At 64.3% G+C, this 24,904-nt stretch carries 19 protein-coding genes; 15 read left to right on the forward strand and 4 right to left on the reverse strand.

The genetic code is table 11. The features are described from left to right. Positions 1-183: 183 nt before the first annotated feature. The 3 genes from otsA (at position 184) to HV711_RS14280 (ending at position 4,175) form a co-directional block, all read left to right on the forward strand. A complete protein-coding gene (gene otsA / locus HV711_RS14270; RefSeq protein ID WP_035477653.1) occupies positions 184-1,593 on the forward strand; it encodes an alpha,alpha-trehalose-phosphate synthase (UDP-forming) in 1,410 nt (469 codons plus the stop codon). Between the two features lie 85 nt (positions 1,594-1,678). Next, complete coding sequence (locus HV711_RS14275) at positions 1,679-2,842, forward strand: AAA family ATPase (protein WP_035477652.1); 1,164 nt, start codon at positions 1,679-1,681, stop codon at positions 2,840-2,842. 265 nt (positions 2,843-3,107) lie between these two features. Continuing rightward, positions 3,108-4,175, forward strand: a complete 1,068-nt coding sequence (locus tag HV711_RS14280; RefSeq protein WP_013588331.1) for a glycosyltransferase family 4 protein — start codon at positions 3,108-3,110, stop codon at positions 4,173-4,175. A gap of 180 nt (positions 4,176-4,355) precedes the next feature. Here HV711_RS14280 and HV711_RS14285 read toward each other — a convergent pair whose 3' ends face one another. The 3 genes from HV711_RS14285 to HV711_RS14295 all read right to left on the reverse strand — a co-directional run bounded on the left by HV711_RS14285 (position 4,356) and on the right by HV711_RS14295 (position 6,333). Then, positions 4,356-4,943, reverse strand: coding sequence for a BPSL1445 family SYLF domain-containing lipoprotein (locus HV711_RS14285; protein WP_013588330.1), 588 nt, complete (start codon positions 4,941-4,943; stop codon positions 4,356-4,358). 364 nt (positions 4,944-5,307) lie between these two features. Further along, complete coding sequence (locus tag HV711_RS14290) at positions 5,308-5,760, reverse strand: membrane protein (protein ID WP_035482612.1); 453 nt, start codon at positions 5,758-5,760, stop codon at positions 5,308-5,310. A gap of 279 nt (positions 5,761-6,039) precedes the next feature. Next, positions 6,040-6,333, reverse strand: coding sequence for a PsiF family protein (locus HV711_RS14295; RefSeq protein WP_013588328.1), 294 nt, complete (start codon positions 6,331-6,333; stop codon positions 6,040-6,042). Between the two features lie 467 nt (positions 6,334-6,800). On the opposite strand from HV711_RS14295, the gene HV711_RS14300 reads away from it, so the two are divergent. Together HV711_RS14300 and HV711_RS14305 are read left to right on the forward strand one after the other, a co-directional pair. Continuing rightward, the gene (locus tag HV711_RS14300; RefSeq protein ID WP_028363153.1) at positions 6,801-7,097 is read left to right on the forward strand and encodes a YciI-like protein; all 297 of its coding nucleotides are present in this window, start codon (positions 6,801-6,803) and stop codon (positions 7,095-7,097) included. A gap of 624 nt (positions 7,098-7,721) precedes the next feature. Then, on the forward strand, positions 7,722-9,245 hold the full coding sequence (locus HV711_RS14305) for a DUF6566 family protein (protein WP_035482608.1): 1,524 nt from the start codon (positions 7,722-7,724) through the stop codon (positions 9,243-9,245). A 130-nt stretch (positions 9,246-9,375) separates the two neighbouring features. On the opposite strand, the gene HV711_RS14310 is transcribed toward HV711_RS14305, so the two are convergent. Then, entirely contained in the window at positions 9,376-10,923 is a 1,548-nt protein-coding gene (locus HV711_RS14310) for a mannose-1-phosphate guanylyltransferase/mannose-6-phosphate isomerase (RefSeq protein ID WP_035482606.1), read from the reverse strand. A 696-nt stretch (positions 10,924-11,619) separates the two neighbouring features. Between HV711_RS14310 and HV711_RS14315 the strand changes: the two genes are divergently transcribed. From HV711_RS14315 to HV711_RS14360, 10 genes are all read left to right on the forward strand, one after another. After that, complete coding sequence (locus HV711_RS14315; RefSeq protein ID WP_035482604.1) at positions 11,620-13,017, forward strand: undecaprenyl-phosphate glucose phosphotransferase; 1,398 nt, start codon at positions 11,620-11,622, stop codon at positions 13,015-13,017. Between the two features lie 30 nt (positions 13,018-13,047). Then, positions 13,048-14,514 carry a UDP-glucose dehydrogenase family protein gene (locus HV711_RS14320; protein WP_035482603.1) on the forward strand — a complete coding sequence of 489 codons (1,467 nt, stop codon included), beginning with the start codon at positions 13,048-13,050 and terminating at the stop codon, positions 14,512-14,514. 76 nt (positions 14,515-14,590) lie between these two features. Beyond that, positions 14,591-15,055: an arsenate reductase/protein-tyrosine-phosphatase family protein gene (locus tag HV711_RS14325; RefSeq protein WP_035482600.1), complete on the forward strand. Its 465-nt coding sequence runs from the start codon at positions 14,591-14,593 to the stop codon at positions 15,053-15,055. Then, a complete protein-coding gene (locus tag HV711_RS14330) occupies positions 15,049-16,278 on the forward strand; it encodes a polysaccharide biosynthesis/export family protein (RefSeq protein ID WP_035482599.1) in 1,230 nt (409 codons plus the stop codon). The genes HV711_RS14325 and HV711_RS14330 overlap by 7 nt, the downstream gene beginning before the upstream one ends. A gap of 43 nt (positions 16,279-16,321) precedes the next feature. Then, positions 16,322-18,520, forward strand: coding sequence for a polysaccharide biosynthesis tyrosine autokinase (locus HV711_RS14335; protein WP_035482596.1), 2,199 nt, complete (start codon positions 16,322-16,324; stop codon positions 18,518-18,520). Between the two features lie 57 nt (positions 18,521-18,577). After that, the gene (locus HV711_RS14340) at positions 18,578-19,510 is read left to right on the forward strand and encodes a glycosyltransferase family 2 protein (protein WP_015002587.1); all 933 of its coding nucleotides are present in this window, start codon (positions 18,578-18,580) and stop codon (positions 19,508-19,510) included. Between the two features lie 75 nt (positions 19,511-19,585). After that, on the forward strand, positions 19,586-20,782 hold the full coding sequence (locus tag HV711_RS14345) for a glycosyltransferase (RefSeq protein ID WP_035482616.1): 1,197 nt from the start codon (positions 19,586-19,588) through the stop codon (positions 20,780-20,782). A 63-nt stretch (positions 20,783-20,845) separates the two neighbouring features. Continuing rightward, complete coding sequence (locus tag HV711_RS14350) at positions 20,846-22,303, forward strand: glucose-6-phosphate isomerase (protein ID WP_244142644.1); 1,458 nt, start codon at positions 20,846-20,848, stop codon at positions 22,301-22,303. After that, positions 22,300-23,529 (forward strand): glycosyltransferase family 4 protein, encoded by a 1,230-nt coding sequence (locus HV711_RS14355; RefSeq protein ID WP_035482591.1) that lies wholly within the window; start codon positions 22,300-22,302, stop codon positions 23,527-23,529. Before HV711_RS14350 ends, HV711_RS14355 begins: the two co-directional genes overlap by 4 nt. 65 nt (positions 23,530-23,594) lie before the next feature. Then, entirely contained in the window at positions 23,595-24,761 is a 1,167-nt protein-coding gene (locus HV711_RS14360) for a glycosyltransferase family 4 protein (protein WP_035482588.1), read from the forward strand. The last annotated feature ends 143 nt before the right edge of the window (positions 24,762-24,904 follow it).

Here is a 24,904-nt window from a genome sequence, read left to right on the forward strand (position 1 = left end):
GGCCAATCGACGCAACCGATCGATGCAACCGATCGCTCGTCAAAGGGTCGAACCGTCCACTCACTGAATCAATCCGGCGCGGCATGGCGTGCAGCCCGCGCGACGTTGTCGAGGCGCCCGTTGCGTGGCGGGCGTTGGCTGCATGCATGGCAGATGCCGCGCGAAACAAGGAGGACTTGCAACATGGGCCGACTGATCGTCGTGTCGAATCGCGTCGCAACGCCGACGGAAACCAAAGGGTCGGCGGGCGGCCTCGCTGTCGGCGTGTTCGGCGCACTGAAGGATGCGGGAGGCGTGTGGTTCGGCTGGAGCGGCGACGTGGTGAGCGAGACTGTCGCCAACGCGGGGCCGACGCTCGAGCAGGACGGCGCCGTCACCTTTGCGACCGTGGGTCTCACGCGTAAGGACTACGACCAGTATTACCGCGGCTTTTCGAACGCGACGCTATGGCCGGTGTTCCACTATCGCAACGACCTCGCCCGCTATGAGCGCGAGGAGTATGCCGGCTACCGGCGCGTCAACGCGTGGCTCGCGCACAAGCTCATCAAGCTGCTCGAGCCCGACGACGTGATCTGGATTCACGACTATCACCTGATCCCGTTTGCCGAGGCGTTGCGCAGCGAAGGCATCACGAATCGCATCGGCTTTTTCCTGCACATTCCGTTTCCGTCGCCGCAGATCCTGCTCAACATTCCGCCGCATGAAGAGCTGGTGAAGTCGCTGTCCTGCTACGACCTGCTGGGCTTCCAGACCGCGACGGACGAACAGGCCTTTCACGACTACGTGACCCGCCACGCGCGCGGCACCGTGTCGAAAGGCGTGGTGGAAGCGTTCGGGCGCAAGCTGCGCACGGGCGTCTATCGCATCGGCGTGTTTCCCGACGAAATTGCCGAGCAGGCCAAGCGCTACGAAAGCCGTCAGCACGTGCTCGATCTGAAGCAGAGCCTGGAAGGCCGCAAGCTGATCATGAGCGTGGATCGGCTCGACTATTCGAAAGGGCTCGTCGAGCGATTTCGCGCGTTCGAGCATCTGCTGGAGCGCTCGCCGGAATGGCGCGGCAACGTCACGCTGGTGCAGATCGCGCCGCCCACGCGCTCGGACGTCGCCACCTATCAGAAGATCCGTCAGGACCTGGAGTACGAAGCAGGGCGCATCAACGGGCGCTATTCGGGCCTCGACTACACGCCGATCCGCTATCTGAACCAGCAATACGACCGCTGGAAACTCATGTCGCTGTTTCGCGAGTCGCAGATCGGCTTTGTCACGCCCTTGCATGACGGCATGAACCTCGTCGCGAAGGAATATGTCGCCGCACAGAATCCGGACGATCCGGGCGTGCTGGTGCTGTCCATTTTCGCGGGCGCCGCAGCCGAGCTCTCGGGCGCGCTGCTCGTCAATCCGCATGATGCGATCGGCATGTGCGAAGCCTTGCAGCGTGCGCTGCAAATGCCGCTCGACGCGCGCCAGCGGCGTCACGAGATCAACATGGCCGCGTTGCGCAAGAACGACCTGGGCGTATGGCGCGACAGCTTTTTGCGCGACCTGCGCAGCATGCCGGTGCAGAGACCGGCCGCGGGCGGCGGCCACGCATGATGAGGGCGCCGAAAGGGCAAATCATGCGCGCAGCCGGCGACGGTCCCCGCGCGCCCCGGCATGCGAACCACCCGCGGATAGTCGCGTGCTGAGCGCACTCGCCATCGCCGGTTACCGGTCCCTGCGCGAGCTGATCGTGCCGCTCGGGCGGCTGAATGTCATCACGGGCGCCAACGGCAGCGGCAAGTCGAGCGTCTATCGTTCGCTGCGTCTCGTCGCCGAAACGGCGCGCGGCGGCGTCATCCCGTCGCTCGCGCGCGAAGGCGGCTTGCCTTCCACCTTATGGGCCGGTCCCGAACGCTTTTCGCGCGACATGCTGAGCGGCGCAGCCGAGGTTCAGGGCACGAGGCGCAACGCGCCCGTCAGCCTGCGGCTCGGCTTCGCGGGCGAACCGTTCAGCTACGCGATCGATCTAGGGTTGCCGGTTCCGGGTGCGAGCCGCTTCACACTCGACCCGGTGATCAAGCGCGAGTGCATCTGGAGCGGCCCGTTGCTGCGGCCCTCGGCGCTGCTCGTCGACAGGCAGGGCGCGGCGCTCCGTACGCGCGATGAAAGCGGCGAGTGGCAAACGGTCCCCCAGCCGGTCGCGAGTTTCGACAGCATGATGACGGAGTTTGCCGACCCGCGCACGGCGCCTGAGATGATCGCGGTGCGCGAACAGATCCGCTCATGGCGTTTTTACGATCACTTCCGGACGGACGTCGACGCGCCCGCGCGCATGCCGCAAGTGGGAACGCATACGCCGGTGCTGGCGGACGACGGCGCGGACCTTGCCGCCGCGCTGCAAACCATCCGCGAGATCGGCGATCCGACCGCGCTCGACGCCGCTATCGACGACGCGTTTCCAGGGGCCCGGCTCGAGATTGCCGCGCAGGACGGCCGCTTTGAGGTACTGATGCATCAGCACGGCCTGCTGCGTCCGCTCAAGGGGGCGGAGCTGTCGGATGGCACATTGCGCTATCTGCTGCTCGTGGCCGCGCTGCTAACGCCGCGGCCGCCGGCGCTGCTGGTGCTGAACGAACCTGAAACGAGCCTGCACCCGGACCTGTTGCCGGCGCTCGCGCGGTTGATCGCGCGAGCCGCGGCGCACTCGCAGATACTCGTCGTTTCGCATGCCGCGCGCCTCATCTCCGCGCTGGAGCGCGAGGAGGCGAGCGAGTCGCTCGTGCTGGAGAAGCACTTCGGCGCCACGCGCCTTGTGGATGCCGACGAGCGCGACATGCCGGCGTGGAAGTGGCCGTCGCGCTGAACTGCGCGCTGAAACACGCGGTGTGCGATGCGTCCTTTATTTCGTTGCGCTGCAGCTTGTAAGCTGACTGTAACAGCGCCCAGGAAATGCAATAACGGGCGCTTTTTAGCCCTCGCCAGGGAATAATGCTTCGATGCCGGCTGCGCACGCGTGCGGCACAGTGCATTGGATCGTAGACCGGCGCCTACAGGGCGCCACTGACGGCGCCTTACAGCGCGAGCTCGGAACAAGCCGGGCCGCGGGCCGTCAGTTCATGGAGACAACTATGAAGATTGCGCAGATCGCCCCGCTGACCGAGTCCGTGCCGCCGAAGCTTTATGGCGGCACCGAGCGCGTCGTGTCGTACATCACCGAGGCGCTTGTCGAGCTCGGCCACGACGTGACGCTGTTCGCAAGCGGCGATTCCGAAACCAGCGCGAAGCTCGAGGCCGTATGGCCGCGCGCGCTGCGCCTCGACCCGGGCATTCGCGATCGCGTCGCGCCGCACATGCTGCTGATGGAACTGGTGCGCCGCCAGGCCGAACAGTTCGATGTCCTGCATTTCCACCTCGACTATTACTCGTTCTCGGTGTTCCAGCGGCAGGAGACGCCGTTCGTCACGACGATGCACGGTCGCCTCGACCTACCCGAGCAGCAGCCCGTGTTCGACACGTTCAGCACCGCACCGGTGATTTCCATTTCGAATGCGCAGCGCCACCCGCTGCCGCAGGCGCGCTGGCTCACCACGGTCTATCACGGCCTGCCGGAGCAGCTCTACACGCCGCAGCCGGTCGAGCAGAAATACCTGGCGTTTCTCGGGCGCATATCGCCGGAAAAACGGGTCGACACCGCGATCCGGATCGCCGGCCGCTGCGGCATGCCGATTCGGATCGCCGCGAAGGTGGACGCCGCGGACCGCGAATATTTCGAACGCGATATCCGGCCGCTGCTCGACTTGCCGCATGTCGAGTTCATCGGCGAGATCGCGGATCACCAGAAAGCGGAGTTTCTCTCGGGCGCGCACGCGCTGCTGTTTCCGATTGACTGGCCCGAGCCGTTCGGCCTCGTGATGATCGAGGCGATGGCGTGCGGCACGCCGGTCGTGGCGTTCAACCGCGGCTCGGTGCCGGAGGTGCTGGAGGACGGCCTGACTGGCTTTATCGTCGAAGACGAGATCGGCGCGGTGGCGGCTGTCAACCGTCTGCACAAGATGCCGCGCGCGGGCGTGCGGCGGCGCTTCGAAGAGCGCTTCACGTCACACCGCATGGCGCAACAGTATGTCGATGCTTATCAGTCGGTGATTCGCGCGCAGAAACGCTCGCGCTTCAAGGTCGTGGATAGCTCGGGGCGTTGACGCCCGCGAGCGCAGGCGAGCCGGCTTCACGGAGTCGGCCCGCCGACAGTCCGTAAAACATCGGCTCGCCCGGCCGGCGCCTGTGATGAGCGCCGGCCTTGCTGCAAGAGCTCAGGTCGCGAGCCGCCTGAATGGCGTCGTCGCGACGGTTACGCGGAAGTCGCGTTTTTCACGCACCTCTCAGATCTTCAGGCGCGAAACCTTCGTGCCTTGCAACGACAGATCGCCCATCAGCCCGGCGTTGGTCAACACGAATACCTCGACCGGAGCCGTGGCCGTGTTCGAATCGATCGCGCCGTTGGCGCCCATTTTCACGAGTGCGACGGACGCGTCGCCGCCCACGGACCAGCCGTCTGCGTTGCGGAATTTGTCGAGCGCGTCCTGCGTCATGAACAGGAAGATGATCGCCTTCGACTGCGCGCCTGCCTGCAGTCCGAACGAGCCGGAAATCGTGCTGTAGTAGCCGACCGTGCTGCCGCCCACGCGGAGCGCGCCTTCGCCGTACTGACCGCCGACAATAAAGCCCGCCTGCAGCACCGACGGGAACACGAGCACGCCGCGCGCCTTGGAGACGAGTTCGCGCGAACCCTTCACGGTCGTGTACAGCCGCGACAGGGTGCCGTCGACGTCTGCGTCGATCGAGCGGCGTTTGGAGGAATCGGTGGCGGCGGTGTCGTGGCCGCCGGTGTTGGTGGTACATCCGGCGAGAGCAAGGCCTCCGAAAGCGAGCGCAGCGGTTGTCTTCAACATGAAGTGTCGTCTTTGCATCGTTTTTCTCCGTATGGTTCCGGGTCGCAACCGCGAGAAAGCGCGTGGTTGCCTTTGAGTTATATCACACGGGAGGTCAAAAGGCGCCCTCGCTCACAGGGCGAAAGCCTTATGGGGCGGGGCTTTGCGGCACATCGAAAAAGCACGCTGTAAATTTGACCGGCCGCGCGGCAACCGTGGCTGGCGGCGCGCGGGCATGGTCGAGCGCGGTTTTGTGCAGTGAATTTTCAGCGGGCGAGTCGCCGGAAGGTGAACCGCGGCACGGGTCCTCGCCCATTTTTACCGACTCGGGCGTGCGGCGTATCGGCTTCGCATCGGCTCAAAAGTGTTGCCTGCATGCCGCACAAGGAGCGACTCGCGCGGACTATCCGCCGTGGTTGGCCGGCCTCTTGACTGCGGGCGGGCGTCTCAGCGCGCGGCGCACTCCGCCGATCAATACGCCGATGACGAGTAGCGTGAGCGCCGGTACAACCCAATAGCCGACGAACGCATGCCACAGATAAACCATCAGGGTAGAGCGGCGCACGCTGTATTCGTTGCGGGCGTCCTGCTGGCGCGGCGCGTTAGCCGCGAGTACGTCGGCGGGACAACCGGCGGCCTGCGCCTCGTCCGGCTTGCCATGGCAGCGCGCAGGGGCGCCGGCCGCACGTTGCGCGTCGGTGAAATTCCAGGTGGTCAGCGCGCGGTCCAGGTCGACGGTGTTGTAGGCCATCTCCTCGCGAATTTCGCTGACTGCAACGATCGCCACGGGCACCGCCCAGAACACGATGACGACCAGCCACCGCCTCAACCAGCGGTTTTTATGCTTCGATACCATCCTTGCCTCCGATCGATGCTTTGCGGCATCAACGACAAGATGGCGGCCCGTATGAATGTTGTGTGGGGTGGGCCGTCTCCGCAGCCATCATAGAAGAAAAACGGCGCGTTCGGGCGGGAGCACGGCGAAGGGGGGCGAAGCGCTCAACGGAAAAGCGCAAAGGGACGACGTAAAACGAGGCGACGTAAAACGAAACGATGTGAGCGGAGCGATGCAAAGCGAAGCAACGTCGGTATGCAGCGCCGCGCAAGTCGCGCGGCGCGTGGGCGATGCCGCGGATCAGTTGGCCGGAGCCGACGAGAGGCAGCTCTTCATGAACGCCTTGCGCTCGTCGCCTTTCTTGCCGGCGGCTTGCGTGTTGCAGGCCTTCATCTTGTCCTGCTGGCTCATGGGCGCGGCAGCCGGTTTCGCCGACAGGCAGCTCTTCATGAACGCCTTGCGCTCGTCGCCTTTCTTGTCGCCGGCCTGCTTGTTACAGTCGGCCATTTTCGTCTGCTGGCTGTTCTGCGCGAACGCGGGCGAAACGAGGACGGCGCCGAGTACCATGGCAGCGATTGCGGATTGGATTTTCATGTGACACTCCATCGGTGTGGAAACGTTTTTGGGTCGTCATGCACGTGGGCGTCGACGGCATCCGGCCCTCGGCAAGTCCATTATGGCAAATGCTGTCTGCATCAACGGTCAAAACTGCGTTCCCGTTGACAACGGCGCCCGCTGGTTTTCCCTGACGATGCAGCGTGCGCCGAAATTGGATGGATGAAATTGCCGAATGCGGGCAGGCAATAATGTTATGCATTGCAGATTAAATGACGATGCAATTCGACTGTAATTCGCGGCCTGCGCCGGCCGTCAGCAAGGGTGTGGAAATTCGCCCTGCATTGTTCCGCACGCGCGAACATTTGCTGCGAGTGCACATGAATGAGAATTGGTAAGGAAATCCTGAGGGAAATCCTTAACGAGAATCGCTCTCCCGTCACGTCTTTTTGCGGTTTAGGCGCTGCGCGGTGTGATTAAGCTGTATTAACCCGGAGGACCTTGCCATGCACTTTTTGTTGACCTATGAGCTCGTGCCGGACTACCTGGAGCGGCGCGGCGAGTACCGCGACTCGCATCTGAAACTCGCATGGGCGGCGGCGGAGCGCGGTGAACTCGTGCTTGCCGGTGCACTGACCGAACCGGTGGATACAGCAGTGCTGCTTTTCACCGGCGACACGCCTCGCGCCGCCGAGGCCTTTGCCCAAGCCGATCCTTATGTGCAAGCGGGCCTCGTCACACGCTGGCGCGTGCGCGAATGGACCACAGTGGTGGGCGAGGGCGCGGCGACGCCGGTCCGTTAGAAGGCTCGCCCCAAGCCCGCTAGCCGGCAAGCAAACGAGCGCCAGCCTGCGGCGCGGCGGTATCCTTGCGACAAGCCGCGGGCCCGCATTGCCACATCGGTGTCATCGGCCGGGCGCACCGTGGACTCAGTGCGCACGCAACGAAGTCGCGCATGCGGGCGCCCGAGAAATTCGCAGGAATGTATCGCATCATGGTGCTGTCGAATTCGAGCCGGCCATTCATTGCCTTTGCCGTTTTTTTTGGCAGGTATTTGCGGCGTTTTTGCCGGTCCGATGTTCCGCATTAGCCATTCCGTCGCTATGACAAGAAGCATTTCCGTTACGGCATGACGTGAATTAAGCGAGTGAAAACGACAAGTTTGTTTCTATCCGTAACACTTGTCGCAACGATATTCACGCAAACCCTGGTGATGGTATGCTTCGTGCACAATTCTCCCATGCACGAGTGAGACCACGTTTTGTGCTTCGCAATAGGGATAAACCGCACTAACCCGGGGCGGTGTTTGCCAGCCAACAGAACGTACAAAACATATTTGTGCAACCGAGGGTGACACACGGATCGTGAAGGTTGAATCCGTGGTCCACCCAACGCCGCGGCCCGGCCAGGCTGCGTGGAGAAAATCCATGTTTTTCGATGAGCTAAGCAATGACGAATGGGCGCTGCTATCAGCGCTTGTCTCCGATGAGCCGGCCGTCCGTCTGAACCGACGCGGGCGGCCCCGCGCCGACCCACGTGTCGTGGCCAATGCCGTTTTGTGGATCCTGACCACCGGAGAGCCCTGGTCGAAGCTGCCGGGCCGCTATCCATCGGGCCCGACCTGCCGGCGCCGTTTCGAGGAATGGCAACTGAACGGCACGCTGCTGGAGATGGTGCGGCTTCTGTCGAGCAAGGGCCGCACGTTCGCTTATATCCCGCAGCCGGCGCCGCCTGTCGCGGCCAAGCCCGCCGCAGCCGTCGTGGAAGCGCCCAGCACGCGCGAGGAGAGTGCCCGCGGCGTGTCGTGGCGAAGCCCCGAGTCGTGGCAGGCACCGGGCTCGGGCGGCAACCGGTCGAGCGCGTTTGACCCAGGCCATATGTCCAACATGTCCAATATGCCCCATGCGTCGCTTGCGTCGGATACCTCGCCGGCGCGCGCCTGGGGGGCGGCCGATCCGATTGCGGACATCACGCGTCAACTGGCAGGTTTCGATCATGCCGCGCCCGGCGCAGCGCAGGCCACCCGGGCATCGCAGGCCACGCACGCCATACCGCGCGCGCCGGCCTTGCCCACGCCGTCCGTCGCTTATGCACCGCGCCCTGCGCTGCGGACCGACTTGCGAGCCATGAACGAAGCGGGCGCGGTCGGCGCGGCAATGCAAGGCCTTGATGCAGCCATTGCATCGGCACGCGCTGGCTCACAGGCAGCGCTGCCACATAGCCCGCTGTCGACCGCTCTCGCGCCGCGCGGGAGGCAGGTCGCCGAGCGGCATGGCTATCTGATCTATGTGGCCGCCGAGCGCGTGCCCAATGCGATGTACCGCGCGTGGGCGGAGATCATGAAAGACGGCAGGCGCGTCGAACGCTCGGGCCTCGTCGGTCCGCGCTTCGCGGACGCCGCCGCGGCCGAGCATTATGCGTTCGAATGGGCGGCGCAGTGGATCGAACGCGAATGCGCGACGCGGTCGGCATCGCAAGCAGTCCGAACCACCCACGCAGCGGACCCAGCGCCGCAAGTCCGCGTAACGCATGTGCAAGCGCACGCGCACACTCACGCCACGTCGCTATACGCGCAGGCGCACAAGCCGGCAGCCATGCAGAATGTCCCTGCCACTCACGCGTCTTATGCAGCGGCGCCGTCCCGTCTCATGGCGGGCATGCGTCATGTGCCCGAGCCGGTTGCCACGCCTCACGGCGCGCCTTTGCATGGTGCGTTGAATGCGTTTCGTGGACCGCTGCGTCGCTATACAGGCGAACCGGCAGCGGGCGCGAGCGGCGCAGGGAAGGGCTTCAATGAGGCGGGCTTCAACGAGGCGGCAAACTTTGCACGCAGCCCGGCAGCAAGCGCAACGACTTTGATCAATGGCGCACCGGCAGCACTCGCGGGCACCGAGCGCGACAAGGCCGAGCGTTATCCGTCGCACACAGAGCTCATCTCCCATGCGGGATGAGCACAAGGCTTAAGCGCAGTACCCCGCGGCTGTCGGAGCAACCGCCGCAGGTTCCCGCTTCATTTGCTGTATTGCAACGCTGTAATGCAACGCTGTTCCTGCAACTGACTCGCGTGCCTGATTCAGGGCTTTACTCGCGCCCGTAGGTGTCGTCGAAACGCACGATGTCGTCTTCGCCGAGATACGAACCGGATTGCACCTCGATCATTTCGAGAGGCATCTTGCCGGGGTTCTCGAGACGGTGCGTGACGCCGAGCGGGATATAAGCCGATTCGTTTTCGGAGACGATAAAGCGCTCTTCACCTCGCGTGACGAGCGCGGTGCCGCGCACGACGATCCAGTGCTCGGCGCGGTGATGGTGCATTTGCAGCGAGAGGCGGGCGCCCGGTTTCACGACAATGCGCTTCACCTGGAAACGCTCGCCCGTGTCGACGGAATCGTAGTTGCCCCACGGGCGATGCACCTTGCGATGGTTGGCCGCTTCCATGCCGCCTTCGCTGCGAATGCGTCCCACGATCTTCTTGACGTCCTGCACACGCGATTTGTCCGCGACGAGAATCGCGTCGGCAGTTTCGACGACGACGAGGTCCTGCGTGCCCACGCAGGCAATCAGGCGTCCTTCGGAATGCGCGAAGGTGGAGGCGGCGCCTTCGAACATCACGCGGCCGCGGCCCACGTTGTCCTCCGCGTCTTTCTCGGAGATGTCCCAGATCGCGTCCCACGAGCCCACGTCCGACCAGCCCGCCTGCAAGGGCACGACCACGCCCGAGGCGACGTTCTGATCGTGGCCGAGCTGTTCCATCACCGCGTAGTCGATCGAATTGGAAGGCGACGCACCGAATGCATCGCGCTGCAGGCGGAAGAAGTCGCCGTCTGCCTTGCCACCCTCGTAGGCCGCAGCACAAGCTTCATAAATGGCCGGCTGGAAGTGGCGGATCGCCTTGATCCATGTCGATGCCCGCATGATGAAAATGCCACTGTTCCACCAGTATTCGTGCGATTGCACATAGCGCTGCGCAAGTTCGAGATGCGGCTTTTCGACGAAGCGATCCAGCTTATGCGCGGTGACAGAGACGTCCTGTCGAACTTCATCAGGATTGCCAGGCGTAGCGATCGCGTCGCCGATCCGGATATAACCGTAGCCCGTTTCCGCGCGGGTCGGCACGATGCCCATCGTGACGATCTCGCCTGCCGCTGCATGTTGCACGCCTGCTGCGACTGCGGCGTGAAATCCTTCGATGTCGGTGACCGCGTGGTCCGCGGGCATGACCACCATGATGCCGTCCTCGTCCTGCGCGGCGATCGACAGCGCGGCCACCGTCAGCGCGGGCGCTGTATCGCGGCCCACCGGCTCGAGGATCAGGCGGGTCGGCTTGCCGCTCGTGCGCAGCTGCTCAGCGGTCGTGAAGCGTTGCTCTTCGTTGGCGACCACGACGAGTTGACCGGTGAGCGGATAGCCGGCGTCCAATCCGTCGAGACGGCGCGTGGTGGATTGCAACAGCGACTCGTCGCCGAGCAGGCCGATCAACTGTTTGGGGTGCTGTTCGCGCGACATCGGCCACAGCCGCGTGCCCGAGCCGCCCGCCAGAATCACAGGATGAATCTTCAGTTTGACGTGTGCGAGCGTGGCTTCTCTCGGCAGAGTGTTGGCGGACGCGACCGTAACCGGAGCGGTCATGATGGACTCCTCAGGACTGGTTGAATGCGTCGAGTTTTATCACGAACATTCAAGTCAATAAAAGCTCGTTAAATGAAAACTAGATGGATTGTCGGATAAGGCGATACCTTGATGAATCAAAAATGTCGCCATTAATTTCATAAAAAGATAAATTAGGTTGAAAAAATTCGTGGGCATTTTTTTACACCACCGCTTGCGTGAGCAATGGATGAGAGGGGTGGCGTGGCGACAACCCGAAATCCCATGCGCAACGCCACATTTTGCCGCGGAAAGACCGCAAAAAGCGTCGTTCGCCTCTCGGCTCCGGTAAAACTTGCCACATAAAATCCATCAAAAATAGTGTAATTTCGCCCGATACATTTTGAGATTTTTGCGGCCTTGCGGCGCGAATTTTAATAGCGCTTTATCTATACCTGTAGAAAGACATTCACTCATTCCGAGACACGTTTTTCGCAAGCGGTCGAGCGGCCGGTTTAGCAAAGCGGAATACGTAAATTGCAATTAGCACAGCTTCTATCGGCTTCGCGTCCGGCAATGGCATCGCCGGCGCGCATGCCGGCGTGGCGCGTGCGGCAACCGGAACGACTGATCCTGGGGATTCAGCTGGGCGGCCAGATGGATGGTCCACTGAATGCCGAACTGAAGAGCGGACTAACGAACGGGATGGCACTTGACTGACGAACTGAGGGGCAGCGCATGCTGAGCGTTCTATCGAGACTCATCGACGTCGCGATGGTCGCGCTCGGCGCCGCCATCGCGGCGGCCGTGCACAGCGGAAAAGCGGTGTGGCTGGACGACATGCAAAGCGTGTCGCTCGCGTTCGACGTCCTGCTCGTGGTCGTGTTTTTTCCGGCGCTCGGCATCTATCGGTCATGGCGGGGCAAGCCGCTCTACGACCTGCTGTGCCGCGTCGCGGGCGGCTGGGCAATGGTCGAGGTGACCGGCGTGCTGATCAGTTTCAGCCTGCATCGCGCGGACAGTCTGTCGCGGTTGTGGCTCGTCTATTGGGCGCTCGCCACGATCGTGCTGCTGATCGTCACGAAGATGATCGTCTATTCGATCCTGCGCGGACTACGCCGCGAGGGCTTCAACCAGCGCGCTGTGGCGATCGTGGGCGGCGCGCCCTACGGACGCTTTTTGATCCAGCAGATGCGCAGCCGTCCGGAAGCCGGTTTCAGCCCCGTCGTCGTGTTCGACGAGGACGGCACGATCAACCCTTACGAAGACCCCGACGCGGCCGATGCAATCGAAGGCGTGCCCGTCGAGCGCGACTACGGGCGCATGATCCAGCTCGTGCGCCAGCGCGCGATTCGCGAATTGTGGCTCGCCTTGCCGATCTCGAAGGAGAAGGAAATACATCGCATTGTGATGGACCTGCGCAACGACTTCGTCAATATCCGCTTCATACCGGACGTGCGCAGCCTCACGCTCTTCAATCAGCCGATGGTCGAGCTGCTCGGCGTGCCGGCGATCAACCTGGCGGCATCGCCGATCACCGATCTGCACGTGCTGCCCAAGCGCATCTTCGACCGGCTCTTCGCGCTCGCCGCGTTGACGGCGCTCGCGCCGCTCATGCTCGTGATCGCCGTGCTCGTCAAGCTGAGCTCACCGGGGCCGGTGTTTTTCCGCCAGAAACGCAAGGGTATCGACGGAAACGAGTTCGAGATCTACAAATTCCGCTCGATGAAAGTGCACAAGGAAGAGGCCGGCAGGCTCACGCAGGCCACCCGGCGCGATCCGCGCATCACCGCTGTCGGCGCGTTCCTGCGGCGCACGAGCCTCGACGAACTGCCGCAATTCATCAACGTGCTGCGTGGCGAGATGTCGGTGGTCGGGCCGCGCCCGCATGCGCTGGAACACGACGACATCTACAAGGATCTGGTGAAAGGCTATATGCATCGCTACCGGATCAAGCCGGGCATCACCGGATGGGCACAGATCAACGGCTATCGCGGCGAGACGGACCGCATCGAAAAAATGATGGGCCGCGTGAAGCTCGACCTGTACTACATGCAGCACTGGACCTTCTGGCTCGACATCAAGATCGTCGTGCTGACGCTGTGGAAGGGCTTTGTCGGCAGCAACGCATATTGAACACTTACTCAAACTCCTGCGAGGTAATACATGAACCTGACGATCATCGGTAGCGGCTACGTAGGCCTCGTGACGGGCGCCTGTCTGGCCGACATCGGCCACGACGTGTTCTGTCTCGACGTCGATCAGCGCAAGATCGACGTGCTCAACGGCGGCGGCGTGCCGATTCATGAGCCGGGTCTGCAGGAGATCATCGCGCGCAATCGCAAGGCCGGCCGCCTGACGTTTTCGACGGACGTGGAAGCCGCCGTCGCGCACGGCGACATCCAGTTCATCGCGGTCGGCACGCCGTCGGACGAAGACGGCTCGGCGGACCTGCAATACGTGCTCGCCGCGGCGCGCAACATCGGCCGCCACATGACGGGCTTCAAGGTGATCGTCGACAAATCGACGGTGCCGGTCGGCACCGCCTCGCGCGTACGCGAAGCGATTGCGCAGGAGCTGGCTGCGCGCAATGCGAGCCACATGTTCTCCGTGGTCTCGAATCCCGAGTTCCTGAAGGAAGGCGCGGCTGTGGAAGACTTCACCCGGCCCGACCGCATCGTGCTCGGTTGCGATGAGGACGTGCCAGGCGAAAAGGCGCGCGAGTTGATGAAGCGTCTCTACGCGCCGTTCAATCGCAATCGCGAACGCACGCTGTATATGGACGTGCGCTCGGCCGAATTCACCAAGTACGCGGCCAACGCCATGCTCGCCACGCGCATTTCGTACATGAACGAACTCGCGAATCTGGCCGACCGCGTCGGCGCGGATATCGAGGCCGTGCGCCGCGGCATCGGCTCGGACCCGCGCATCGGTTACGACTTTCTGTACGCAGGCTGCGGCTACGGCGGCTCGTGCTTCCCGAAAGACGTGCAGGCGCTGATTCGCACGGCCGCCGATCACAACGCGAACCTGCGCATTCTCGAGGCCGTGGAAGCAGTCAACGACACGCAGAAGAAGGTGCTTGGGCAGAAGATCGTCGCGCGTCTGGGCGAGGACCTGTCGGACCGCACGTTCGCCGTGTGGGGCCTCGCGTTCAAGCCGAATACCGACGACATGCGCGAGGCGCCGAGCCGTCCGCTGATCGCCGAACTGCTGCGCCGCGGCGCGCGCGTGAAAGCCTACGACCCGGTCGCGATAGACGAATCGAAGCGCGTATTCGCGCTCGACCTGAAGGACGTGCCGCAGCAGCACGCGCGCCTTGAGTTCATGAACGAAGAGATGGAAGCGGCCGAAGGCGCCGATGCGCTCGTGATCCTGACGGAGTGGAAAGTCTTCAAGAGCCCGGACTTCAATGCATTGAAAACGATGCTGAAAACGCCGCTTATTTTCGACGGACGCAATCTGTATGAGCCGGACGCGCTGCTGGAACTCAGCATCGAGTATCACGCGATCGGGCGGCAGCATGCGCTGCGCAATGCACCGGCGCGGGTCGGTGCAAGCGGCCTAAGCGGCGCAAGCGGCGCGCCGCTCATGCATGCCGATGCGCGCGCCGCGGCTCACGTCGGCCAGTAGGGCGCTCGCGATGTCCTGTGCCGGCCAGCTCGCGAGGCAATTTGCAGGCACGCCGCCCATTGCTACGGATTTCTAAATGTTCGCCAACGTTCTGATCGTCTGCCACGCCAACGTGTGCCGCTCGCCTGCCGCCGAAATGCTGTTCAAGGCGCGGCAGGCGGCGCAAGCGCCCAGCGCGCAGACGTCATCAGTGCCGATTGCGTTTCATTCGGCGGGCATCCGGGCGATGAACGGCCATGGCATGGACCCGGTCATGCGGCGCCTGCTCGCCGAGCGCGGCGTCGCATCGGGGTCGCATCATTCGCGGCGTCTCGACCGGCAACTGGTGAGATCCGCGGATCTCGTGCTCGTGAGCGAGCGCGCGCAGGTGAGCGAAGTCGAAGCGCTCGACCCGGCTTCGCGCGGCAAGGTCTTTCCGCTCGGCAAGTGGGACGATCTGCCCGACGTCGCCGATCCGCAGGGCGGCGAGGAATCCGCTTATAGGGAAAGTCTCGTGCTCATCGAACATCTGGTCATGGGATGGCTGAAAAAAATATGCTGAAGAAAACACTCGCTACACACTGCTCCACCAACCCGAAAGCGAACTTCACAACGAAGTTCGCGGCCACGCTCGTGCTGACGTCGCTGTTGCCGGCCTGCGCCACCGCACCCGGCAACTACCTAGACACATCGCGGCTGAAAGACGACGGCCAGCATGAAAGCCAGGCCGCCGAAACCTATCCGGTTCACGTAATCGACGCGAGCGTCGTCGCCGCGCAGGCGCAAGCCGAGGCGAGTGCGCCGCCGCGGCCGCTGCCCACGTCGGTGTTCGCCGATCCGTCGCAATACGTGTACCGGCTCTCGCCGCAGGACATTCTCGGCATCACCGTGTGGGATCACCCTGAACTGACCACGCCGCAGGGCAGCACGCTCTCGGCGGGCGGCACCAGCACGCAGACCATCGCCGGCGCGCTGCAGCAGCCGTACACGGCCGCGTTGCCCGGCGAGGCCGATCCCTACGGACAGACCATTGCCGCCGACGGCACGATCTATTTCCCCTTCGTCGGCCGCATCAGGGCCGCGGGCAAGACCGTCGGCGAACTGCGCGATCAGCTTGCAAGCGGCCTCGTGCGCTATATCCGCAATCCGCAGGTCGACGTGCGCGTGCTGTCGTATCGCGGCCAGAAAGTGCAGGTCACGGGCGAGGTGAAGACGCCGGGACCGCTCGCGGTGAGCGATGTGCCGCTCACGCTCGTCGACGCGCTCACGCGCTCGGGCGGCACGACCGCCGACGCGGACATCCAGCGCGTGCGCCTCACGCGCAATCACAAGCTGTATGTGCTCGACGCGAACCGCATGCTGGATGCCGGCGACACGACCCAGAACGTGATGCTGCAAAACGGCGACGTGATCAACGTGCCGGACCGCAGCAACAGCCGCGTGTTCGTGATGGGCGAGGTGAAGACGCCGATCCAGGTGCCGATGTTAAAGGGCCGTCTGACGATCGCGGACGCGCTCACGCAGGCCGGCGGCATTCTCGACACCGACGCCAATCCGCGTCAGATCTTCGTGATGCGCGGCATGCGCGAGCATCCGACCACGCCGGACGTGTACCGCCTCGACATGACGCAGCCCGACGCGATCATGCTGTCCGCGCAGTTCCAGTTGCAGCCGATGGACGTCGTGTATGTGGGCACCGCCGCATCGACCACGTTCAACCGCGTATTGCAGCAGGTGTTGCCGAGCGTGCAGACGCTCTTCTACCTGAAACAGCTGACGCGCTAACCAGACCCGGGATCGAATTGTGAGCAATCAAATCTCTCCACACATGGCCGGTCCGCTCAGGACCGAAGAAGAGGACGTGGTCCTCGGGCAACTGGTGCAGGTGATCCTCGACGACATCTGGTGGCTGATCGCGATCGCGGCGACGGTCGTCGCGATTGCAGGCGCCTACTGCGTGCTCGCGAAGCCGATCTATTCGGCCGATGCCCACGTGCGCGTCGAGCAGGCGGACAACACTTCGCAAGCGCTCACGCAGACGCAGACCGGCGCCTCGATCATGAGCGGCTCGAGTTCGTTGCCCACCGACGCCGAAATCGAAATCATCAAGAGCCGCGGCGTGGTCGGCCCCGTCGTCGAGCAGATGAAGCTGAACTTCAGCGTCACGCCGAAAACCATACCGCTTCTCGGCAGCATCGCCGCGCGTATGGCGACGCCCGGCGAGCTCGCGAAACCGTGGCTCGGCCTGTCGTCGTATGCATGGGGCGGCGAGGTGGCCGATGTGGATTCCATCGACGTGCTGCCCGCGCTGGAAGGCCAGAAGCTGACGATGAAAGCGCAGGCGGGCGGCCGCTATGAACTCTACGCGGAGAACGGCGCGCTGCTCTTGCGCGGCGAGGTCGACCGGCAGGCGCAGGGCGGCGGCGTGACGATGCTCGTCAACAGGCTGGTGGCGCGGCCCGGCGAAGAGTTCACCGTGATCCGCGCGAACGACCTCGACGCCATCAGCGCATTCCAGTCGGCGATCACCGTGCAGGAGCAGGGCAAGCAGACCGGCGTGATCCAGATCTCGCTGGAGGACAAGAACCCCGAGCATGCCGCGCTCATCGCCAATGCGCTCGCGCAATCGTACGTGCGCCAGCACATTTCGAACAAGCAGGCCGATGCGAGCAAGATGCTCGACTTCCTGAAAAGCGAGGAGCCGCGCCTGAAGGCCGATCTCGAACGCGCCGAGGCCGCGCTCACCGCGTACCAGCGCCAGTCGGGCTCGATCAACGCGAGCGACGAGGCCAAGGTGTATCTGGAAGGCAGTGTGCAATACGAACAGCAGATCGCCAGCCTGCGTCTGCAGATGGCGCAATTGACCGAGCGTTACGGCGACGATCATCCGATGCTCAAGGTCGCGCGCGAGCAGATGGCCGAGTTGCAGGCGCAGCGCGCGAAATATGCGGACCGTTTCCGCGATCTGCCCGCCACCGAAGTGAAGGCCGTGCAATTGCAGCGCGACGCGAAAGTGGCGGAAGACATCTACGTACTGCTGCTGAATCGCGTGCAGGAGTTGTCGGTGCAGAAGGCCGGCACCGGCGGCAACGTGCATATCGTCGACGCCGCGTTGCGCCCGGGCTCGCCCGTCAAGCCGAAGAAGGCGCTGATCCTGTCGGCCGCGACGATTCTCGGCTTGATCGCGGGCACGGGCTTCGTGTTCCTGCGCCGCAACATGTTCAAGGGCATCGACGATCCTGAGCATATCGAGCGTGCGTTCCATCTGCCCGTATTCGGTCTCGTGCCGTTGAGCGCGGAGCAGGCGCTGCTCGAGAGCGGCATGCAGCGCGGCGGCGAGCGCCTGCGCTCGGTGCTCGCGAACGCGCGGCCGAAGGACGTCACGGTGGAAAGCCTGCGCAGTCTGCGCACGTCGATGCAGTTCACGATCATGGACGCGAAAAACCGCATCGTCATGTTGACCGGTCCAATGGCGGGCGTCGGCAAGAGCTTCCTCACGGTGAACCTCGCGGTGCTGCTCGCGCATTCGGGCAAGCGCGTGCTGATGATCGACGGCGATATGCGCCGCGGCGTGCTGGAGCGCTATCTGGGCGGCGCGCAGGAGAACGGCCTGTCCGAATTGTTGAGCGGCCAGATCTCGCTGGAAGAGGCTGTGCGCACGTCGAATGTCGAGAATCTCAGCTTCATTTCATGCGGGCGCCGCCCGCCCAACCCGTCCGAACTGCTGATGTCGCCGCGCCTGCCGCAATACCTCGAAGGTCTCGGGAAATGCTACGACGTGATCCTGATCGATACGCCGCCCGTGCTGGCGGTGACCGATGCGTCGATCATCGGCGCATATGCCGGTTCGACCTTCTTCGTGATGCGCTCGGGCATGCACAGCGAAGGCGAAATCATCGACGCGCTAAAGCGCCTTCGCGCGGCCGGCGTGCACGTGCAGGGCGGCATCTTCAACGGCATGCCGGCGCGCGCGCGCGGCGGCTATGACCGCAGCTATGCCGCGGTCCAGGAGTACCTGAGCACCTGAGCGCAGCTGGCTTCGCCCGACGAACCCACGAAGAACATCGCAACAAGGACATTTGCAATGAAAGTGACGGTACTGGTTCCGACATACCGCCGCCCGGCCGACCTCGCGCGCTGCCTCGCGGCGCTGCAACGACAGTCGCGCGCGCCGGATGAGGTGGTGGTGGTCGCGCGTCCCGACGACGACGCGACCCACACCTGTCTGCGCGATCCGGCGGTGCCGGGCAAGCTGCCGCTGTCGGTGGCGCTCGTCGACGTGCCCGGTCAGGTCGCGGCGCTCAATCGCGGACTGGACGCGGCGAGCGGCGACGTGATCGCCATCACCGACGACGACGCCGCGCCACATGCCGACTGGCTGCAGCGCATCGCCGCTGCGTTCGAGAGCGATGCGCGGCTCGGCGCGCTCGGCGGACGCGACTGGGTGCATGAAAAAGGCCGCGTGCTCGACGGCGCACGCCCGCTGGTGGGCAAGGTCACGGCCCACGGCAAGATCATCGGCAACCATCATCTCGGCGTGGGCGGCGCGCGCGAAGTCGACATTCTGAAGGGCGCGAACATGAGCTACCGGCGCGACGCGGTGCACAACATCCGATTCGATGCGCGGCTGCGCGGCGCGGGCGCTCAGGTCCACAACGACATGGCGTTCAGCCTCGCGGTAAAAAACGCAGGCTGGAAACTGATGTACGACCCGCGCGTCGCGGTCGATCATTTTCCCGCCGAACGTTTCGACGACGACCGCCGCGACGCACAAACCATGGCGGCACTGCGCAACGCCGCATTCAATTTCCATCTGATCTTGCGCGACCAGTTGCCGCCACTGCGCCGCGAAACCGCGTGGTGGTGGTGGACGCTCGTCGGCACGCGCGTCTATCCGGGCCTCTTGCATGCGGCGCTCGCGCTGCTGTCGAGGCAGGCGCGCCTGAAGCTGTCGCGCTGGCGCGCGGTGCGCAGCGGCGCGCACGAGGCGCGCCGCGCGCTCTCGCGCATGGCCTGAGGAGGCGGCGCAAGCCGCAGGCAGCGGGTTATACGCTAATGCATCGGCAACGGGAGTCTCTGCATGACGACAACGGTGGCGACAAAAGTCCACGTTCATCTGTTTTACGGCGCCGATCCGCGCTTTTATCGGCAGGGCGACAATATCGGTTGCCTATATGGCTATCACCACGCCGAATCCGACGCGTTCGCGCTCACGTATTCGAAGGACGCGCGTGAAAGTAAGCCTGTGCGGCTCGTGCGCCGCGCGCTGAAAGCGGTGCTCGGCTTCGATTTCATTCACACGTGGCGCAATCGCGCGGAGATGCTCGGCTCTGACGTGATCTGGACGCACACCGAGCAGGAATGGCTATCCGCCGCGCTGATGCTGCTGCTCTGCGGCAGGAAGAGCGGCGCGCGCGCGGCGCCGCTGCTGCTCGCGCAGAGCGTGTGGCTGCTCGACAAATGGCCTTCGTACGGAATCCTGCGTAGTTGGCTGTATCGCAAGCTGATGAAACGCGCCGATCAGTTGACCACGCTTGCGAGCGAAAACGCCGCGTTGTGCAAGCGCTATTTCGATCGCGAGGCGAAGCCCTTGCTGTACGGCCTGAACACGCGCGACTTTCCGGTGAAGGCGCCGACCGAATGGAAACCGCATTCGCCGATCCGCATTGCCGCCATCGGCAATGACCGCGACCGCGACTGGGAAACGCTCATCAAGGCATTCGGCCACGACGCGCGCTACACCGTGAAGCTCGCCACGCGGCGCCGGATTCCTGCCTCGCTGCGCGCGCCGAATGTCGAAATCGCGCTCTTCTCGGGGATCAGGAAACAGCACGAGCTGTATGACTGGGCCGACGTGATCGTCGTGCCGTTGCGGCCGAATACGCATGCGTCGGGAATCACGGTGATGCTCGAGGCAGCGGCGGTCGGCAAGCCGATGGTCGTGACCAACGTCGGCGCGTTGCAGGACTATTTTCCGGCGAGCGAGGCTTGCTACATTCCGCCGTTCAATCCGCCCGCGTTGCGCGATGCGGTCGATCAGCTCGCCGCCGCGCCGATGGACGCGCTGCGTCAGGCGCAGGCAGCCGCTGCGGGTCTGCTTGCGCGCGACCTGACCACCGAGCATTACGCCATGCAGCATGTGCGCATCACCGAGGAGATGCTGCGCGCCCGGGCCGCCGCGCGTGGGCGTGTCGCAGCCGACGACACGGCCGCGGGCACGGGCAGCGTCACCCATGCGCGCGCACATGCCCAGGGCGGCGCCGCGCAAGAATCGCGCGGAGGTGTCTGAACGATGGCGAGCTTTCCGCGAGCCGGCGTGCCGCCCGCGCCCGGCATGCCGGGCCTGGGAGCCATGCCAGGAACCACGCGCGCCCGCACCGCCTCGCGTGGTCGGCGCGAGTGGCTTCCGTCGGCCACGTTGTGGCTGATCACGGCGCTGCTGATCGTCGCGCATCAGGGCACGGTGCTCACGCTCGCGTTTCCGGTGCTCGCGATTCTCACGGGGCTGTGGCTCTACTTCAAGAGCCCGGCGCGCTACATCGGCTTCATGTGGTGGCTGTGGTTTCTGAGCCCGGAAGTGCGGCGTCTCGCCGACTGGTCGAAAGGATCGTTCACGCCGACAAGCCTGATCCAGGTCGCGCCGCTTGCGGTCACGATGATCAGCGCCTTCTCGCTGCTGCGCTATTACCGGCTGCTCGGCCAGCGGCGCGGGCTGCCGGTGCTGCTGATCCTGCTCGGGCTCGTCTACGCGTATCTCGTCGGCGTGGTGTCGAGCGGGCCGCTCGCCGCGACCTACGACCTCGCGAACTGGCTTTATCCGATCCTGATCGGCTTTCACATCATGGCGAACACGCGCCAGTACCCGCAGTATCGCGACACCATTGTCAATACGTTTATCTGGGGCATGCTCGTGATGGGCGGCTACGGCCTGATCCAGTTTTTCGTCATGCCGCAGTGGGATGCGCTGTGGATGCTCGGCTCGCAGATGAACTCGCAGGGCGACGCCGTGCCGATGGGCGTGCGCGTCTTCAGCACGATGAATTCCTCGGGACCGTTCGCGTTCGCGATGATGGGCGCGATGGTGTTCGTGATGGCCGCCACCCATCGCGTGCGCTGGGTGGCCGCGGCGCTCGGCTTCTTCTCGTTCGCGCTGAGCCTCGTGCGTTCGACCTGGGGCGGCTGGGTCATCGCGCTGCTGATCCAGTTGGTGAAATCGAACAACAAGGTGCGCGTGCGCATCGTCGCGAGCGCAGTGCTGCTCGCCGGGCTGTGCGTGCCGTTGCTCGCGGTCGGGCCAGTGGCCGAGCGGATGCAGGCGCGTCTCTCGACCATCGTCAATCTGAACGACGACCAGAGTTACGCGGCCCGCAACGAGTTTTACGCGACGTTCGCGAAAACCGCCTTCACCGACGTGTCCGGCGAAGGCATGGGCGCGACCGGCACCTCGACCAAGCTCTCGAACGACGGCGGCCAGCTCGGCCAGTACGGCAACTTCGACAGCGGCGTGATGAACATACCCTTCGTGCTCGGCTGGCCCGGCACGCTGCTCTATATGTCGGGCATTGTCTGGCTGCTGACGCGCGCAGTACTGGCGTCGTTTCGCCTCGCCGGCGACAAATACGTCTCCGCCTGCTTGAGCCTGAGTCTCGCGACCTTCGCGATGCTGGTGTTCACCAATTCGCTCGTCGGCACCGGCGGGCTGCTGCTTTTCATGAGCGTTTTTTCGATTCTTTCCGCGGTGCACTACGAAAAGCTGAACCGCGCGAGCGCGTCGTTACGCACGTCCATTTTCCACGGAGGCACTGATTGAGAGTCGCCATTGTCACGCACGTTGTGCGCCATAACGACGGCCAGGGGCGCGTCAACCACGAGATCGCGCGCGCGGCGCTCGACGAAGGCATCAACGTCACGCTGATCGCCTCGCATGTGGCGCCCGATCTGCTGGTTCATCCGAACGTCCGCTGGGTGCCGATCAGAATCGGCCGCTGGTGGCCCACCAATCTGCTGCGCCAGCAGGTGTTTGCATTGAAGAGCGCGTTATGGCTGCGCGCGCATCGCCGCGACTATGACGTGCTTCACGTGAACGGCTTCATCACGTGGATGCCGGCCGACGTCAACACATCGCACTTCGTGCATAGCGGGTGGCTCGACAGCAAGTACTACCCGTTTGGACTGACGAAGGGCGTGTGGTCCGCGTATCAGTCGATCTATACGCGCTGCAACGCGCTGCTGGAGCGCTGGGCATACCGGCGCTCGAAGGTGATCACGGCCGTCTCCCAAAAGGTCGCCGATGAAATCCGCGCCATCGGCCTCACGCCGGATAACCGCGTCGACGTGATTTACAACGGCGTCGATACGCGAGGCTTCGCCGCGGCCACGGGCGATCGCGCGAGATTCGGCCTGCCGCACGAGGCTTTTTTGCTGCTCTTCGTCGGCGATCTGCGCACGCCGCGCAAGAACCTCGGCACCGTGCTGGCTGCGCTCAGGCATTTACCTGAGCACGTGCATATCGCGGTGGCCGGTTTCCTGCCGGGCAGTCCATATCCCGACGAAGCGAAAGCGCTCGGCATTGCGCACCGCGTGCATTTTCTCGGGCTCGTGAAGGAGATGCCCGTGCTGATGCATTCCGTCGACGCGTTCGTGTTTCCGTCGCGCTACGAGGCGATGAGTCTGTCGCTGCTGGAAGCGATGGCGGCCGGACTACCGGTCGTCACCGCGCGCACCGCGGGCGGCGCCGAAATCATCACGTCGGAATGCGGGATCGTGCTCGACGATCCGGACGATCCGCGGGCGCTTGCCGCCGCAGTTGCGCGCCTCGCCGCCGACGAGCCCGCGCGGCGCAAGATGGGCGTGGCCGCCAACGAACTCGCGACCGGCTTCGGCTGGGCGCGCATGGCCGCGCAATACATCGCGCTATATCGGCAACTGGAAGGGCAGCAGAAAGATCGCCGGCGTAGCGAGGCACAGGCCGCGGTGACCGCGAAGACCGACGCGCTGACGCTCAACACGCTGGCCGGACACGAGAACGTGGAATGACGCGCGTCGCACCCGGCCACCACCATTCACCAAATACCTCACGGAACAGAGAAGGGGCAATGACAATGACGACGAGCTCAATCAAATCGCTGCAGATCGGGATGCACTGGTTCCCCGAGCGGGCGGGCGGCCTCGACCGCATGTATTACTCGCTGGTCGGCGCGCTGCCGGGCGCGGGCGTGGCGGTGCGCGGCGTCGTCGCCGGCTCGCCGAAGGTGGCCGCCGACACGGGCGGCGCAATCAACGGTTTCGGCTCCGCCGGGCAATCGCTGCCATTGCGCCTGATGGCAGCACGCCGCGCGCTGCGCGAGGAAATCCGCCTCTCGCGTCCCGACGTGATTTCGTCGCACTTCGCGCTGTACACGTTTCCCGGGCTCGACGTGACGCGCGGCATTCCGCAAGTCTCGCATTTTCAGGGACCATGGGCCGACGAAAGCCACGTCGAAGGCGCCGATTCGCTCGGCCAGCGCGCGAAGCGCTATCTCGAACAGTCGGTCTATGCGCGCTCGTCGCGGCTCATCGTCTTGTCCGAGGCCTTCGGCAAGATTCTGACTTCGCGTTATCGCATCTCGCCGGAGCGCGTGCGCGTGGTGCCCGGTTGCGTCGACGTCGAGCAGTTCAACCTGCCCATCACGCCCGCCGAGGCGCGCCTGAAACTGCAACTCCCGCAGGACCGGCCGATCGTGCTGGCGGTGCGGCGCCTCGTACGGCGCATGGGGCTGGAAGATCTGATCGACGCGGTCAAGCTGCTCAAGCCGAAGCATCCGGACGTGCTGCTGCTGATCGCGGGCAAAGGCCGCCTCGCGGACGAATTGCAGGCGCGCATCGACGAGGCCGGCCTGCAGGACAATGTGAAGCTGCTCGGCTTCGTGCCCGACCAGCATCTCGCGACCTTGTACCGCGCGGCGAATATCAGCGTGGTGCCGACGGTGGCGCTGGAAGGCTTCGGCCTCATTACCGTCGAATCGCTCGCGTCGGGCACGCCGGTGCTGGTCACGCCGGTCGGCGGCCTGCCGGAAGCGGTGGCAGGGCTCTCGCCCGATCTCGTGCTGCCGGAGACGGGCGCGCAAGCCATTGCGGCGGGCCTTGCCGGCGCGCTGAGCGGCACACTGAAGCTGCCTGAGGCCGACGCCTGCCGCCGCTATGCGCGTGAGCACTTCGATAATTCGGTGATCGCAAAGCGCGTCGCTTCGGTGTATAGCGAGGCGATCGCCGCGGGCGGGGTGCACTGAAGCCTGGCATAACGAACGAAAAAAGCGCCGGCTCCTGTAGCAGAGAGCCGGCGCTTTTTTTTTGCGCTAATTCTTGCGTCGACGTTTGAGCGTACAACAGCCGCTTTGGCCCGCATCATCCGCCATGCAGGCGCACAAGCGGC

Origin of the sequence: Paraburkholderia phenoliruptrix (genome assembly GCF_902859825.1) — a bacterium.
Lineage (GTDB): Bacteria > Pseudomonadota > Gammaproteobacteria > Burkholderiales > Burkholderiaceae > Paraburkholderia > Paraburkholderia phenoliruptrix.

Coding starts and splice junctions, on each gene's coding strand:
- HV711_RS14300 (WP_028363153.1), top strand. CDS start 6,801: ATGCACTTTTTGTTGACCTATGAGCTCGTGCCGGACTACCTGGAGCGG.
- HV711_RS14285 (WP_013588330.1), bottom strand. CDS start 4,943: ATGCAAAGACGACACTTCATGTTGAAGACAACCGCTGCGCTCGCTTTC.
- HV711_RS14320 (WP_035482603.1), top strand. CDS start 13,048: ATGAACCTGACGATCATCGGTAGCGGCTACGTAGGCCTCGTGACGGGC.
- otsA (WP_035477653.1), top strand. CDS start 184: ATGGGCCGACTGATCGTCGTGTCGAATCGCGTCGCAACGCCGACGGAA.
- HV711_RS14360 (WP_035482588.1), top strand. CDS start 23,595: ATGACGACGAGCTCAATCAAATCGCTGCAGATCGGGATGCACTGGTTC.
- HV711_RS14330 (WP_035482599.1), top strand. CDS start 15,049: ATGCTGAAGAAAACACTCGCTACACACTGCTCCACCAACCCGAAAGCG.
- HV711_RS14295 (WP_013588328.1), bottom strand. CDS start 6,333: ATGAAAATCCAATCCGCAATCGCTGCCATGGTACTCGGCGCCGTCCTC.
- HV711_RS14350 (WP_244142644.1), top strand. CDS start 20,846: ATGCCAGGAACCACGCGCGCCCGCACCGCCTCGCGTGGTCGGCGCGAG.
- HV711_RS14280 (WP_013588331.1), top strand. CDS start 3,108: ATGAAGATTGCGCAGATCGCCCCGCTGACCGAGTCCGTGCCGCCGAAG.
- HV711_RS14340 (WP_015002587.1), top strand. CDS start 18,578: ATGAAAGTGACGGTACTGGTTCCGACATACCGCCGCCCGGCCGACCTC.
- HV711_RS14290 (WP_035482612.1), bottom strand. CDS start 5,760: ATGGTATCGAAGCATAAAAACCGCTGGTTGAGGCGGTGGCTGGTCGTC.
- HV711_RS14325 (WP_035482600.1), top strand. CDS start 14,591: ATGTTCGCCAACGTTCTGATCGTCTGCCACGCCAACGTGTGCCGCTCG.
- HV711_RS14335 (WP_035482596.1), top strand. CDS start 16,322: ATGGCCGGTCCGCTCAGGACCGAAGAAGAGGACGTGGTCCTCGGGCAA.
- HV711_RS14310 (WP_035482606.1), bottom strand. CDS start 10,923: ATGACCGCTCCGGTTACGGTCGCGTCCGCCAACACTCTGCCGAGAGAA.
- HV711_RS14305 (WP_035482608.1), top strand. CDS start 7,722: ATGTTTTTCGATGAGCTAAGCAATGACGAATGGGCGCTGCTATCAGCG.
- HV711_RS14315 (WP_035482604.1), top strand. CDS start 11,620: ATGCTGAGCGTTCTATCGAGACTCATCGACGTCGCGATGGTCGCGCTC.